We start from the raw sequence: 14,580 nt of genomic DNA on the forward strand, positions 1-14,580 counted from the left end.
AAAGATTTTGAATACCTTTAATTCATTATCTAAATCAACATTTAAACCAATAAGCTAAAACAATCATTCGTCCTTCCAATAACTTGAACTGGGAGTGACACAAAAATAGGACACTATTATGAACACGACATCACCTATCCAAGCGGTTATCTTTGACTGGGCAGGCACTATCGTTGATTTTGGATCATTTGCTCCAACCAGCATTTTCGTTGAAGCATTCAGACAAGGTTTCGACTTTGATATCGACTTAGCAGAAGCGCGTGAACCTATGGGTATCGGCAAATGGGACCACATCCAAGCGGTTGGTCGAATTCCAGCTGTCGACGCTCGTTGGAATGCTCAATTCGGACGCTCGATGACCAGTGAAGACGTTGATGCGATCTACTCGGCATTCATGCCTCTTCAGAAAGCAAAAGTAGCAGACCACGCAGCACCAATTTTAAACGCGATTGAAGTCGTGAATAACTTAAAAGAAAAGAACGTAAAAATCGGCTCTTGTTCTGGTTACCCACGAGAGGTGATGGACGTACTAATTCCAGCTGCAGCAGATTACGGTTATCTTCCTGACAACGTAGTTGCAACTGACGACTTACCGCAAGGCGGTCGCCCTGCTCCATTCATGGCACTTAAAAACGTCATTGACCTAGGTGTGACGAACGTCGCTGCGTGTGTGAAAGTGGATGACGCAGCACCGGGTATCGATGAAGGCCACAACGCAGGCATGTGGACAGTAGGCCTTGTACTATCAGGCAACGAAGCAGGCTTAACCTACCAAGAATATGTGGATGCCGACGAAGCGACACTTGCAGTTGCGCGAGAAAAAGCAAGCATTAAGCTAAACAAATCAAACCCGCACTACCTGATCGATACCATCGCCGACTTACCTAGAGTGATTGCAGATATCGAAAAGCGTTTGTTAGCCGGTGAGCGCCCGTAACAGCTAAAGCTCCGCTCCCCCCTACAACTCAGACTATGTAGCCAAATAATCCGTTCACACAAAAAGATGAAACCTCGTACCGCGTTAAAATGATACGAGGTTTCATTGTTTCCAACATTTAAGACAACAATTGATCAACAAAAAAGCTATAAATAGCGCCTTGAAAACTATGAATACCAACAATCCGATTGACTATCATACGCAATCAGACTAACAATATATTAGTAGTACTTTAAAAGCTCTACCTGAATCAACGCCTTGATTTACTTACGGTCGCAGTGTCTTAGCCAGTAAGTTATCGCTTTACAGGTCAGTTCAGATAACAATAAAAATTAATCCAAGGATAAGATTATGAAAAAACTTTCTAAAATCATGTGTGCTGTCGTCGCAGCTTCCGGCTTAGCGGCAGCTCCTTCTATTGCTGCAACCACTTATGTTGGTGCAAAAGTGGGCATGGGTTGGCTAGATAGTGCCTGTGTCGATGGCGTTAAATGCGAAGATGATTCTGTTGCGGGTGGCCTTTACGGTGGCTACAACTTTTCTGACAAGTTTGCTCTTGAACTGAGCGCAGACTACCTAGGAGACTACGATACAAGCTTTAATAGCACAGGAACTTTGAAGCAATATAGTGATTCAATCGTCGCTATCTCTCTGAGCCCTATGTATCGACTCGCTATCCAACAAAAATTTGATATCTTCTTCAAAGCCGGCCCAGCTTACATCATGCACGATGACGAAGATGACGTAGTATTGTCTCTTGGTATCGGTGCTGAAAAGCAATTCGCTGAAGACTGGGCACTGCGTGTTGAATATCAATACTTCGATGATTTCGATGATAAATTCGTGCAAGACTTAAACTCTAACCTTGTTACCGTTGGCCTTAGCTACAACTTTGGTACAGGTAACACAACGGCTTCAGCAGCAGCCGCTTCTGCAGCCGTTATAACACAGGCTCCTGCAGAGCCAATTGCCGAACCAGAAGTCATTGTTGTTGAAGAAGAAGTTGTGGTTACTAAAGCGAAAACTGAAAGCTTCTCTCAAGGTATGTTTGAGACAAACAGCACTGAATTATCTTCAGAAGGCAAATCTGCATTAATGCCATTAGTTGAAGTACTGCAAGCTCACCCTCAATCATCAGTTAATGTTGTTGGTCACACTGATTCAACAGGTGCGGCAGAGTACAACATGATGATCTCTAAGAAGCGTGCTGCTGCTGTAGCCGCATACATTGAAGAGCAAGGCATTGAAGCGGACCGCATTACAGCTTCAGGTGAAGGGGAAGAAAACCCTGTAGCATCAAACGCTACAGCTGAAGGTCGTGCGCAAAACCGTCGTGTTGACGCAACGATCCCAAGCTTCGAATACCAAGAAAAAGCGCAAATGGAAGAAGTTATCGTAGAAACTGCTGAATAATAGCACTCTACCTTAATTAAAATAATAAGGGCGGAGCACTTTCAAGTGCTCCGCCCTTTTCTTTATCAGGCTCTCCCCATATGCCATCAGCTATAAGTAGAAGCCGTAAAAATCAGTCTACTGCCAAGCTGTACAATCAGAGACTAGACTATTTCCCAGCTGTGGGTCATCTCTACACCAGCACCCAGCATTAAGCATACTGAACAGTATTTTTCTAATGAATCCGCACAGACCTTAGCAACCAACTCAGGATCAAGATTTTCACCCGACACTTCGAAGTGAATGTTAATCACAGTAAAGATTTTTGGCGCCGTTTCACGACGTGTGGTTTCAAGCTTTGCATTACAGCCCGTGATGTTTTGGCCTGCAGATTTCAAGCCATCAACCACATCAACAGAGCTACAACCGCCAGCAGCCATTAGCACCATTTCCATAGGGCTTGGCGCGGTAGCACCGCCACTGCCATCCATAACGACAGAGTGACCTGATTGAGATTGACCTAGGAATTTAAAGCCTTCGACCCATTTAACTTCTGCTTGCATGTTGTTCCTTAGATGTACGGAAACCGCCATCATTATCTATTATATCAATAATGGACACCCTACTACTGGCAGCATTTATGAGCAAGATTTTCTGTTTGAGATATTTTTTTTATGAATAGTGTAATTTTTTCCATCTAAACCCTGTCTCTATTCGTACATTCAAAATCGAATGAAAAGACGTCAAGATGAGGTATCTATGAATAAATTATCTAAAATATTGGTATCACTCGTGGTTGCGCTACCACTGATTTCGCTGTTTGTGAGCCAGACTGGCACTGCCAATACAATGGATAAAACGGCTAACTCAGGTAAGAGCGAAATAGCGACACTGGCTGGTGGTTGTTTTTGGTGTACAGAATCCGATCTGGAGAAGCTGACAGGAGTCTCGGATGTTGTCTCAGGATATTCTGGTGGCGAATTAGAGAATCCAACCTATAAACAAGTTTCATCAGGTAAGTCTGGTCACATCGAAGTGATCAACGTGACTTACAACCCTGATGTGGTTAGCTACGAACAGGTGCTTGACCAATTCTTCAGACACATCGACCCAACTGATGACAAAGGTTCATTCGTTGACAGAGGTCCACAATATCGACCTGCTGTTTTCTATCATAACCAGGATCAAAAAGACATCGCTCAGAACTTCATGATGGAAATAGACAAAGCTCAGATCTTTGGTGAGCCACTAAAAACAGAGCTGATTAAGTTTGAAAAATTCTGGCCAGCAGAAGAATACCATCAAGATTATTACAAGAAGAGTAAGGTTCGTTATAACTACTACCGCTACGCTTCTGGTCGTGATCAGTACCTAGATAAAATCTTCGGTGATGATAGAAAAGAAAATCCGAAAACGATCCGCCAAATCATCGATGACAAAAATGCGACAGCTAATGCTAAGACATACAGCAAGCCGTCTGATGCAGAGCTCAAAGCGTCTCTAACTTCACTGCAATACGATGTCACACAAGACGACGCAACAGAGCGCCCGTTTGACAACAAATACTGGGATAACAAGCAAGAAGGTATTTACGTTGATATCGTAACGGGTGAGCCTTTGTTCTCTTCAAAAGACAAATACAAATCAGGTACAGGTTGGCCAAGCTTTACACAGCCAATCAGCGAAGCTTATGTGGTAACAACTACTGACTACAAGCTACTTTACCCAAGAACAGAGGTTCGCAGTAAATTTGGTGACTCTCACCTAGGGCATGTATTTAAAGATGGTCCAAAGCCAACAGGTTTACGCTACTGCATGAATTCAGCCGCTATGCGCTTTATCCCAGCAGATAAATTGGCTGAGGAAGGCTACGAAGAATATGTAGAAATGTTCGAAGGCTAAAGCTTAAGTACTAAGAAATTAGTGCTACACCTATACCAACAAAGCCAGCATAACGCTGGCTTTGTTTTTCTAACACACTAACAAGAACTATAAATCCTAGCCTGTTAGCATTATTACCCCGTTAACATTATTAGCCCGTCAACACTGTATCTTCAGGGTATTTCAACAAGGAGGGTTCTGGACGAGCCAGCATGTACGCCAAAGTCAAAGGACCAATACGCCCGATGACCATAACGACAATCATGATGTATTTACCGGGCTCAGTGAGATTTGCAGTGAGTCCCGCTGTTAGACCGACGGTTGCAAAAGCAGAAATCACTTCAAACATCACGCGGTCAAACGCGGCTTGCTCAGTGAGCATTAACAAAAACATTGCGGTGGTTAACAGTGCTCCACTTACCACAATAATGGCCAATGACTTTGTTACAGCTTGCCAGGTCACAGTACGTTTAAACATCACTACATGCTTTTTCTGACGTAAGAATGTCCAAGTTGCTACAAAAGCGACCGCAAATGTCGAAACCTTAATACCACCACCAGTTGAAGTTGAACCAGCACCAATCAACATCAGTACTATCATCACCAACAATGCAGGCTGAGTGTACTGAGACAAATCCACACTATTAAAACCAGCAGTACGAGCACTCGCTGACTGGAAAAATGCCGCTAACCACTGACCTTGTGTCGATAACCCTCCCATGGTCGCGGAGTTATTCCTCTCCAACAACCAAAACATCACCGTACCAACCAACAACAGCGCTGGTGTCGCTGTTAACATAATCTTGGTATGTAAATGTAGGTGTCGAAAACCTTTACGCCAGTTACTCGATAAGTCGCCGACGACTGTAAAACCAAGTCCACCAAAAATAAACAAACCTGCTAATGTAAATATCACCAGTGGATCGTCAACAAAACTCATCATACTGTCTGAAAACAGCGCGAAGCCTGCATTATTGAATGCAGATATAGCGTGAAAGAGTGCATAAAAGCTTCCCGTTGCCCATCCCATTTCTGGAACCCAACGGAAACAGAGCAATACAAAACCGACAAACTCCGCCACCAACGCAAAGATAATGATCTTCTTAACTAATTTACGGAGATTAATCTTACGATCTTGTCCAAGTGCTTCTTTTGCCAATGCTTGTTGTTTAAGGCTTAATCGGACACCAAACATATAGAGCAGTACCGCAGACAGAGTCATCTGCCCTAACCCACCAACTTGCATCAAGAACATCAGTAAGATTTTACCTGCCAAGGTGAAATGCTGGCCAGTATCAACAACACCTAAACCTGTCACACTGATCGCTGACGTGGCAGTAAACAGTGAATCCGTAAAGCTTAGTCCTGTCACCGAGAACACAGGCAGCGTCAACAAGATTGCTGAGGGGATAAGAACACCTAAGAAGCTCGTAAGGATAATCTTAGGTTCAGAGCCTTTGCGTGGCTTCTTATCACTTTTAAGGGTGTAGAAAGCACCTTTTCGTTTTACCGAATTCATACTGTTACCTTACTTACCAATTACCAATTACCAATTGCGTAGCTTTCTAGATAAAGTCTCTTTCGGCCCAGCTATGATCACCACATCCCCAATTTCTAAACTCACATCCAGTTCTGGTGCTTTCGTTAAGTTCGGGCCTCGCTTAAAGCCAAGTACCTCAACACCATTTTCTTTACACAGCTTAAGGTCACCAAGTTTCTTACCCAACAAATTAGAACCAATAACGATTTCCGTCATCGCTAAGCCACTGCCAAGGTCGATAAACTCAAGAACGCGTCTATCCAACATTTTACGCGCGACACGAATACCCATATCTCGCTCCGGCATGATGATATAGTCAGCACCAATCTTAGAGAGGATCTTGCCGTGGAACTTATCATTCGCCTTAACCCAGACTGCCTTTGCACCTGACTCTTTAACGACCAAGGTCGTTAGAATACTGGAATTAACATCAGAGCCAATCGACACCATCACCATGTCGTATTCATCGAGCCTTAACTCTTTAACTGTCTCTTCGCTTGTACAGTTCGCAACAATCGCTTGAGAAACAAAAGCCGCCGCATCTTTCACTCGCTCTTCATCAATATCAACGGCGAGTACCTGTGAGCCTGAACTTTGTAGCTCTTTACAGACTGAGAGACCAAAACGTCCCAAGCCAATAACTGCATATTGTTTGTCACTCATTTATTACTCCACTTACAAAGCTATGTAGCATCGAAAACAAATAATGAAATTGTCTTCATACAAAAAAACGACTATATATCCATATAGAGATACAATTGTCAGCTAATCGCTTGATTTATAAAGGTAGAGAACAAAAGTGATTTCTGCTAATTTCTAACCCACTATTTCTGCGGCAGTACACACAATGAATGAATTCATAACCCAAGTACAAACCTACATTAACCAGAGCCATAGTGATTGGGCAAACAGCGTCCTATTCATCACTATTGCGAGCTTTCTCGCTTGGGTCGCTTGGCGAATTATCCATAATCGCTTAGAAATTCTGGTTCAGAAAACCCCATTCCACTGGGATGACCTACTGCTAGAGGCGCTAAAAACACCTGTCAGTACATTACTCTGGTGTTGGCCTGCAACTGTCTCTGTGGGGTTAATCCTTCAAGACCAGTTTGGTAATGAAATTAATTGGTTAAAAACACTTAAGCACATATTAATTATCTGTACCTTCGTTTGGTTTACCTTGCGAATGATCACCAACACTGAAGCGTACGTCTTAGAACAAAAAACCAGAGACGAAACCACAGTACAAGCTATCGCTAAAGTCGCTCGCTTGTTCTTTATGGTGATGGGCGGCCTGACCATCATGCAGGCATTTGGTCTGAGCCTATCTGGCTTACTCACCTTCGGTGGTGTGGGTGGCTTAATCGTCGGTTTGGCAGCAAAGGATCTACTGTCGAATTTCTTTGGCGGCATGATGATTTACTTCGACCGTCCTTTTAAAGTCGGTGATTGGATACGCTCACCAGACCGCCAAATCGAAGGTACAGTCGAACGCATTGGTTGGCGCATGACCATCATTCGCACTTTTGATAAGCGACCTTTATACGTGCCAAATTCGGTATTCAGTAACATTGTGGTGGAGAACCCATCAAGAATGTTGAACCGCAGAATCAATGAAACCTTCGGTCTTCGTTATCAAGATGCAGACAAGCTAGCTCTAATTGTTGATGAAGTTAGATCCATGCTCGAAACACACCCTGACATTGATGCAAAACAGACGCTGATCGTTAACTTTGATAAGTTTGGTCCATCAACCCTTAATTTCTTTATCTACACCTTCACCAAAACGGTTAACTGGGTGAGATACCACGAAGTTAAGCAAGATGTCCTGCTGCAAGTGTTGGCGATTATTCATAAGCACAATGCTGATATCGCCTTCCCAACACAAACGCTCAAGATCGATCCTCAAGATTTTGGCGAAGCTCAAGGTATGGTCATTTCCAACTCAGAAGGTCATTAAGAAGCACATCTATATTGCTTATCGTTTATAGCTTGTCGTCAAGTCGATGGGTTATCGATAAGTAAACTGGTTATCGATAAATAAACAGAGTGAAGCGTGGTAACATGGCGCCAGTATTCAAATACACCTAATTACCACTCTATGATTTTACCTGTGATCCTAGCTGGCGGCTCCGGAAGTCGCCTCTGGCCTCTGTCTCGCGAACTTTACCCTAAGCAATTTCTCAATATTGCTGGCGAACAGTCAATGCTTCAGCAAACGCTTCAACGCTTGCAAGGTCTTGAGGACTATCTAACGGATAGCAAGTGCGCAGCTCCATTCATTATCTGTAATGAAGAACACCGCTTTATTGCCGCTGAACAAGTTCGCGCCACTAAAATCCAACACAGTGGAATCCTTTTAGAGCCTGTCGGTAGAAATACAGCCCCAGCTATTGCGCTTGCTGCCCTACAGGCTCTAAGCAAATCAGTGGATAAAAAATCGAACGAATCTGACCCTATCTTATTAGTGTTGGCGGCCGATCATCACATCGCTAAAACCTCTGAATTTCAACAAACAATTAGCCGTGGTGTTGGTTACGCAAAACAAGGCAAACTGGTGACATTCGGTATAACCCCGAATGCTCCAGAGACTGGTTATGGCTATATCAAACAAGGCCAACCACTTCCCTCTAGCCTGCAAATAGAAACCAACACTACAGTGCAATCAGTCCATCATGCCTACACCATTGAATGCTTCATAGAAAAGCCTGATAAAGCAACTGCAGAAGAATACATACGTTCAGAGCAATACTTGTGGAACAGCGGCATGTTCATGTTTAAGGCATCCCGCTACCTTGAAGAACTCTCTAAACACCACCCAGAAATATTAGCGGCTTGTCAGTTAGCTCTTTCAAAGCAAAATACCGACCTCGACTTTATCCGTATCGAGGCAGAAGCATTCAAAAATAGCCCAAGTGACTCTATCGATTATGCCGTGATGGAGAAGACCTCACACGCCGCAGTGATCCCGATGGACGTTGGTTGGAATGATATTGGTTCGTGGTCTGCTATCTGGGATGTAAGCGACAAAGATGAGCACAATAACGTCATTGAAGGTGATGTATTAACCGTCGATTCTCAACACAACTACATTCATGCGGAAAATAAGCTGGTCGCGACTGTAGGTGTCGACAATTTGATCATTGTCGAAACTAAAGATGCAATATTGGTTGCGAACAAAGACAAAGTTCAAAGTGTTAAGTCGATTGTTAGCCAACTGAATCAGGCTGGTCGAACGGAACATGTCCATCATCGCGAGGTCTTTAGGCCTTGGGGTAAATACGACGTGATCGATCTAGGCAAACGAGACAAAGTGAAGCGCATTACAGTCAACGCTGGCCATAGGCTTTCGTTGCAAATGCATCACCATAGAGCAGAACATTGGGTAGTCGTGGCTGGCACTGCGAAAGTAACCAACGATGAGAAAACGTATCTAATCGAAGAAGATCAATCCACTTACATTCCACTAGGCCATATCCACAGCCTTGAGAACCCTGGAGACTCACCTCTCGAAATGATCGAAGTACAAACCGGTAGTCACTTAAGTGAAGACGATATCATTCGATATCAAGACAGCTATGGGCGAGAGGTTCGAAACCAACAAGCTTCTTCGTCTCAGAACAACAAATCGAAATAAAGCGGCGACAATCAAGTGAAACCAACATTAGACCTTAGCTGCTTTAAGAACAACGATATTCGCGGCATCATTGGTGACCAAATCAATGGGTACTTTACCTACCTGCTCGGCAAAGCATTTGGAGAATACGCCCTATCCACGACACCTGAAGCCTCATTCGATGGATTGGCTCAAGTGGTGATTGGTCGTGATAACCGAGAAACGTCCCTTTCATTACAAGAAGCCATGACCAAAGGCTTAATCGAGTCTGGAATAACCGTCGTTGATCTTGGAATGACAGGGACTGAAGAAGTCTACTTTGCAACTCGCCACCTTGGCGCCATTGGCGGAATCCAAATTACGGCAAGCCATAACCCAATTAATTACAACGGAATGAAATTGGTCGGCTTGGACGCTAGCCCGATAAGTAAAAACAGTGGGTTAGATGAAATCAAACGACGCATTGCAGAGCTTAATCAAGAGCTGAACTGCAATTTACCGTTCGTTCATGCACAACCAAGTAACTCTAGTAGATCGACCAGTATTCTCGCCCCTTATGTAGACCACCTACTCTCTTATATATCTCCTTCTGAGCTTTCACCTATGAAAATTGTGGTGAACGCAGGGAACGGTGTCGCAGGGCGTATTATTGATGATTTAGAAGCTCGCTTTGCCACGCTCGATATTCCGATCACCTTCATCAAGGTTCACCATACTCCTGACGGAACATTCCCTAATGGCATTCCGAACCCATTGATTAAAGAAAACCAAACAGCCACCAGAGACGCCGTTTTACAAAGCTCGGCCGATCTTGGTATTGCTTGGGATGGAGACTTCGATCGCTGCTTTTTCTTTGACGAGACAGGCAATTACATTGAAGGTTATTACATTGTCGGGTTGCTTGCTGAAGCATTCTTATTAAAAGAGCCGAACGCCACTGTATTACACGATATGCGCATGACATGGAACACGATTGAAATCGCTTACAAACGTGGTGGAAAAGCGATTGGGATTAAAGCGGGACACGCACTTATCAAAGAGAAGATGCGTGAAACGAATGCGGTCTACGGTGGTGAGATGAGCGCACACCATTATTTTCGTGATTTTGGATATTGCGACTCAGGAATGATTCCTTGGCTACTGGTTATTGAACTAATGTCGAAAACCCAACAGTCTCTTTACCAACTGACGAACGCAAGTATGGATAGATTCCCCTCATCCGGAGAGATCAATCGCAGAGTATCCAACCCAGAGGAAGTCATGGCTTGTGTGTTATTGCACTACCGAGATAATGCCGTTGAGATCGATCACACAGACGGGATCAGCATGAATATGGACACATGGCGCTTCAACTTAAGAAAGTCTAATACCGAGCCATTAATACGCCTTAATGTAGAAACCAGACAAAATAGAGCTTTGCTATCACTTAAAGTCGACGAGCTACTGTCTTTTCTTATTTAAGAGTCCAAGGCGCTTTCCGTTTAAAACTAAAATCCACAAAAAAGCCCTTACTAGCGATTGCTAATAAGGGCTTTGAATTTTCAGCAGCTTAATCGCCGACTGTAATATGCAATAATCAGTCTATTTGTTACGACGTGCTTCAACAGCATCTGCTAGTTGGCGAAGTACTGTTTCAGTATCTTCCCAACCGATACATGCGTCAGTAACAGATTGGCCGTATGTCGCCGCTTTACCGTCAACTAAATCTTGGCGACCTTCAACAAGATGAGATTCAATCATCACACCAAAGATGGCTTTGTCACCGCCTGAGATCTGTGCACTTACGTCATCAGAAACGTTCATTTGGCGCTTGAACTGCTTTGAGCTGTTCGCGTGGCTGAAGTCAATCATCACCTTCTGTGGAAGACCTGAAGCTTCTAGCTCTTCTTTAATCTTACCAACGTGCTCTGCACTGTAGTTTGGCTCTTTACCACCGCGTAGGATGATATGACAATCAGGGTTACCTGCGGTTTCAACGATCGCTGAGTGACCGTATTTAGTTACCGACAAGAAGTGGTGCGAAGCACTTGCAGAGCGAATTGCATCTGTTGCGATCTTGATGTTGCCATCCGTACCATTCTTGAAGCCAACTGGGCAAGATAGGCCTGAAGCCAGTTCACGGTGAACTTGAGATTCTGTCGTACGTGCGCCAATTGCGCCCCAGCTGATTAGGTCAGCAACGTATTGCGGCGTAATCATATCTAAGAATTCACTCGCCGTAGGCATTCCCATATCAGTTAGGTCAAGTAGTAACTTACGTCCTAGACGAAGACCGTCATTTAGTTTGAACGTGTCGTTCATGTACGGGTCATTGATTAGGCCTTTCCAGCCAACAGTGGTACGTGGTTTTTCAAAGTAAACACGCATTACGATTTCAAGGTTATCGCCTAGTTCGTCGCGTAGCACTTTCAAACGTTTACCGTACTCAAGCGCAGCTTCTGTATCATGAATAGAACATGGGCCAACAATAACAAGTAAGCGATCATCGCTATCTTCTAAAATATTGTGGATCGCTTTGCGGCTTTCAAAGGTTGTAGAAGAAGCAATTTCTGTCGCTGGAAACTTTTCTAAAACAGCAACAGGGGGTAATAACTCTTTTACTTTGTTAATTCTTACATCATCAGTCTGGAACATTGCTTACTTCTTCCTATTTTCTATCCTTGAGGCTGAATGCACGTTATCTCACGTCATTTTCCATCAGCATTTATCTTCTTGTTCCCTGTAACTTAACTAGTAAAAACCACAGTTTCAATCACTAATTAAAAAAAAACGCAATTTATTTTGTGTTTTATATTTAAAACACCCTGTATAATATTATTTACACGTTATCGATTGTGCAGTTATCAGACACAGTAAGAACACAGCTCTTCAAACTATCCTGGCTAGATAATGTCTTACGCAACGATAGATAAAAGCTCTTTACCACACTACAGCCTTTACAAAACGCATACACAAAAAATAGAGAGCTAAAGACTTTTCGTCACATAGAGAAAAATGGGAACTAGCACCACAACCTTGGTTTGGATGTTACTCATCGAAGAATAGAACTGATCAAATTTGGCAATTTCTGCGCAGGAACGGTATATGGAGAATTGTACAGGCGAAACAACAGAAGATGTGACGACGAAAGAAACGAAGAACAGCTAACTGGTTGATAAGATTGCTATCGCGACCTTACCTTGGCCTCGATCGTCTTGTGAAAAGCCTCAAAGCGATGTGCCCTTCAAATGCAATAGTACAATTTAATTAATAAAGTCGCTTCGGGCTTGTTGAACACTCGGGATTTAGTGTTGACTGCGCAACACCCTAGCCCTTATTTGTTATAGCTCAGCGATGTGCGAAAGAGTTTCCGGATGACGCTGAACCAATTTTAGAAGGGTCACAGCTTGTCCATTTGGTGCGCTACGCCCTTGTTCCCAGTTTTCTAATGTTCGGGATGATGTATGCAGTAAACGCGCAAACACACCACGCGACATATTAAACTGTTCACGGATACTCACGATTTCATTAGGTGAAATATCTAACTCACTGATATCGTTAACTTGATGAGTTTTAAGAGTGAGTTTACCCTCTGAATGCTCTTTAGCCTCAACAAGAGCAGTACTTAACTCTGCAAATAGGTCACGATTGCTCATTACGCCACGCCTCCATAAAAGCCTTTAATTGTTTCTTTTGATCTGCAGTTAAATCGGACATTTCATTCTTGCCATAAATTGTCAGCAAGTAGAAACGACGCTTTTCATCGAGGAAGTAATAGATAACACGAGAGCCGCCACGCTTGCCCTTACCTTTACTTGCAACTCGAATCTTTCGCAAACCACCTGTACCTTGAATCACGTCCCCCTGTTTTGGGTTAGACATTAACTCAGCTTGAAAAAGCCTAAACTCATCATCGCTGAGATATTCATTACGGTACTTTTCAAATATGGTCGATTCGACAAATACACTTTTCATACTCAGAGTATACGCAAGTGACGTACACATGGCAAAACTATACGTGATTAACGTAGTTATGACCTTTCGAAAGGTGAATCTGACCTGAGCTATAACGCCTGCATACTCAAAGCCGACAACGAAACTTGCACTCACTTCTGCACTGAGCTATTTGTCGCGATACCTCTATCGCGGTGCGTTGGAGTGAGCCGACCCACCTAGCCGAAAGGCATTGATAATAAGGAGAATGGCATTGACGAAATCAGAGGAGATGTGGCGACGAAAGAAACGAAAAACAGCTAACTGGTTGATAAGATTGCTATCGTAACCTTATCTTAGCCTCGCTCGCCTTGAGAAAAGCCTCAAAGCGATGTGCCCTTCAAATGCAATCGTACAATTTACTTAACAAAGTGGCTTCGGGCTTGTTCAACACTCGGGATTTAGTGTTGACTGCGCAACACCTTAATCCTTATTCGTTACGTCTTTTTAGAGAGCGCCTATCTATTTATTTTGTCCAAATAGAACTCTACGCTGTCTGCGTAATCAGATGTGATTTCGTGCATCATATAAGTCGTTGAATTACTTATGTGATAGTAGCCCACATAACGTTTTTCATCAGAGACAATTGTACCTAACACTACCACATTGTCTTGATTAGTCTCCTTGAGCTTTAGGTCAACATAACTTTCATCTATATTGTATAGTTGCGCTGCTACTGAGTTAAACATCAAAAGATTACTAAGCATCGCTAATTCAAGCACTAACTCTGGATCGTGTTCTCCTTGCCCGATTAACGAATGATTTATATTTAATCTTATTGCTAAAGCATTATTCGACTCAAAGTAGATTGGTTTATCTAGACACCAACCATTTTCTTCTATTACACACACATCCAAAAACTCTTTAAGTGCTTCTATTTCTACAGTTTTGTACAACGTATTCGCACTAGCAATGTTAGTAAATATGCAAGAAATAATAACAAATATAAACTTCATTCTATACCTTTCTTCTTACGGAGACATAACGAATGACATGGATTTCCCCTCCCGAGGATCTGCCACACTTACGTGGTACTTAATTACACCGGAGGCACCATGTCTGATTATTCTTATTTCTGCGGTATCGACCTAGCTAAAAACCACTTTAGTCATCATGCCGTAGAGCAAAATAGTAAAATCTTACTTCATAAGTCACTAACTCGCTCTAAACTACTGACTACAATAGCAAATATGCCACTTATGCGTATAGGCGTTGAAGCGTGTGGTGGTGCACATTATTGGG

At 43.1% G+C, this 14,580-nt stretch carries 13 protein-coding genes and 1 pseudogene; 7 read left to right on the forward strand and 7 right to left on the reverse strand.

Features of this window, described 5'->3' with window-relative positions; all coding sequences use genetic code 11:
- Positions 1–118: 118 nt before the first annotated feature.
- Positions 119–937, forward strand: a complete 819-nt coding sequence (gene phnX / locus AB4653_RS06955; protein WP_009845635.1) for a phosphonoacetaldehyde hydrolase — start codon at positions 119–121, stop codon at positions 935–937.
- Between the two features lie 351 nt (positions 938–1,288).
- Positions 1,289–2,350: an OmpA family protein gene (locus AB4653_RS06960; protein WP_009845636.1), complete on the forward strand. Its 1,062-nt coding sequence runs from the start codon at positions 1,289–1,291 to the stop codon at positions 2,348–2,350.
- 143 nt (positions 2,351–2,493) lie between these two features.
- Here the strand turns inward: AB4653_RS06960 and AB4653_RS06965 are convergent, their stop codons facing one another.
- Complete coding sequence (locus tag AB4653_RS06965) at positions 2,494–2,892, reverse strand: OsmC family protein (RefSeq protein WP_009845637.1); 399 nt, start codon at positions 2,890–2,892, stop codon at positions 2,494–2,496.
- Positions 2,893–3,088: 196 nt separating this feature from the next.
- Between AB4653_RS06965 and msrB the strand changes: the two genes are divergently transcribed.
- Positions 3,089–4,231, forward strand: coding sequence for a peptide-methionine (R)-S-oxide reductase MsrB (gene msrB, locus AB4653_RS06970; RefSeq protein WP_009845638.1), 1,143 nt, complete (start codon positions 3,089–3,091; stop codon positions 4,229–4,231).
- Between the two features lie 130 nt (positions 4,232–4,361).
- Here msrB and AB4653_RS06975 read toward each other — a convergent pair whose 3' ends face one another.
- Entirely contained in the window at positions 4,362–5,729 is a 1,368-nt protein-coding gene (locus AB4653_RS06975; RefSeq protein WP_009845639.1) for a TrkH family potassium uptake protein, read from the reverse strand.
- A 27-nt stretch (positions 5,730–5,756) separates the two neighbouring features.
- Entirely contained in the window at positions 5,757–6,413 is a 657-nt protein-coding gene (locus AB4653_RS06980; RefSeq protein WP_009845640.1) for a TrkA family potassium uptake protein, read from the reverse strand.
- A gap of 184 nt (positions 6,414–6,597) precedes the next feature.
- Between AB4653_RS06980 and AB4653_RS06985 the strand changes: the two genes are divergently transcribed.
- The 3 genes from AB4653_RS06985 (at position 6,598) to AB4653_RS06995 (ending at position 10,827) form a co-directional block, all read left to right on the forward strand.
- A complete protein-coding gene (locus tag AB4653_RS06985; RefSeq protein WP_009845641.1) occupies positions 6,598–7,710 on the forward strand; it encodes a mechanosensitive ion channel family protein in 1,113 nt (370 codons plus the stop codon).
- A gap of 141 nt (positions 7,711–7,851) precedes the next feature.
- A complete protein-coding gene (locus AB4653_RS06990) occupies positions 7,852–9,387 on the forward strand; it encodes a mannose-1-phosphate guanylyltransferase/mannose-6-phosphate isomerase (protein ID WP_009845642.1) in 1,536 nt (511 codons plus the stop codon).
- Between the two features lie 15 nt (positions 9,388–9,402).
- On the forward strand, positions 9,403–10,827 hold the full coding sequence (locus tag AB4653_RS06995) for a phosphomannomutase/phosphoglucomutase (protein WP_009845643.1): 1,425 nt from the start codon (positions 9,403–9,405) through the stop codon (positions 10,825–10,827).
- A 120-nt stretch (positions 10,828–10,947) separates the two neighbouring features.
- Here the strand turns inward: AB4653_RS06995 and aroG are convergent, their stop codons facing one another.
- The 4 genes from aroG to AB4653_RS07015 form a co-directional block, all read right to left on the reverse strand.
- On the reverse strand, positions 10,948–12,000 hold the full coding sequence (aroG, locus tag AB4653_RS07000; RefSeq protein ID WP_009845644.1) for a 3-deoxy-7-phosphoheptulonate synthase AroG: 1,053 nt from the start codon (positions 11,998–12,000) through the stop codon (positions 10,948–10,950).
- Positions 12,001–12,686: 686 nt separating this feature from the next.
- On the reverse strand, positions 12,687–13,001 hold the full coding sequence (locus AB4653_RS07005) for a DNA-binding transcriptional regulator (RefSeq protein WP_009845645.1): 315 nt from the start codon (positions 12,999–13,001) through the stop codon (positions 12,687–12,689).
- Positions 12,988–13,320, reverse strand: coding sequence for a type II toxin-antitoxin system RelE/ParE family toxin (locus AB4653_RS07010; RefSeq protein ID WP_012600340.1), 333 nt, complete (start codon positions 13,318–13,320; stop codon positions 12,988–12,990). The genes AB4653_RS07005 and AB4653_RS07010 overlap by 14 nt, the downstream gene beginning before the upstream one ends.
- Before the next feature lie 476 nt (positions 13,321–13,796).
- Positions 13,797–14,294: a hypothetical protein gene (locus AB4653_RS07015; RefSeq protein ID WP_009845647.1), complete on the reverse strand. Its 498-nt coding sequence runs from the start codon at positions 14,292–14,294 to the stop codon at positions 13,797–13,799.
- Between the two features lie 99 nt (positions 14,295–14,393).
- Between AB4653_RS07015 and AB4653_RS07020 the strand changes: the two are divergent.
- Positions 14,394–14,580: pseudogene (locus AB4653_RS07020) on the forward strand (IS110 family transposase); the annotation flags it as partial.

Source organism: Vibrio sp. 10N.222.48.A3, assembly GCF_041475345.1.
In the GTDB taxonomy this organism is placed as follows: Bacteria; Pseudomonadota; Gammaproteobacteria; order Enterobacterales; family Vibrionaceae; genus Vibrio; species Vibrio tasmaniensis_A.

Coding starts and splice junctions, on each gene's coding strand:
- phnX (WP_009845635.1), top strand. CDS start 119: ATGAACACGACATCACCTATCCAAGCGGTTATCTTTGACTGGGCAGGC.
- AB4653_RS06960 (WP_009845636.1), top strand. CDS start 1,289: ATGAAAAAACTTTCTAAAATCATGTGTGCTGTCGTCGCAGCTTCCGGC.
- AB4653_RS06965 (WP_009845637.1), bottom strand. CDS start 2,892: ATGCAAGCAGAAGTTAAATGGGTCGAAGGCTTTAAATTCCTAGGTCAA.
- msrB (WP_009845638.1), top strand. CDS start 3,089: ATGAATAAATTATCTAAAATATTGGTATCACTCGTGGTTGCGCTACCA.
- AB4653_RS06975 (WP_009845639.1), bottom strand. CDS start 5,729: ATGAATTCGGTAAAACGAAAAGGTGCTTTCTACACCCTTAAAAGTGAT.
- AB4653_RS06980 (WP_009845640.1), bottom strand. CDS start 6,413: ATGAGTGACAAACAATATGCAGTTATTGGCTTGGGACGTTTTGGTCTC.
- AB4653_RS06985 (WP_009845641.1), top strand. CDS start 6,598: ATGAATGAATTCATAACCCAAGTACAAACCTACATTAACCAGAGCCAT.
- AB4653_RS06990 (WP_009845642.1), top strand. CDS start 7,852: ATGATTTTACCTGTGATCCTAGCTGGCGGCTCCGGAAGTCGCCTCTGG.
- aroG (WP_009845644.1), bottom strand. CDS start 12,000: ATGTTCCAGACTGATGATGTAAGAATTAACAAAGTAAAAGAGTTATTA.
- AB4653_RS07005 (WP_009845645.1), bottom strand. CDS start 13,001: ATGAGCAATCGTGACCTATTTGCAGAGTTAAGTACTGCTCTTGTTGAG.
- AB4653_RS07010 (WP_012600340.1), bottom strand. CDS start 13,320: ATGAAAAGTGTATTTGTCGAATCGACCATATTTGAAAAGTACCGTAAT.
- AB4653_RS07015 (WP_009845647.1), bottom strand. CDS start 14,294: ATGAAGTTTATATTTGTTATTATTTCTTGCATATTTACTAACATTGCT.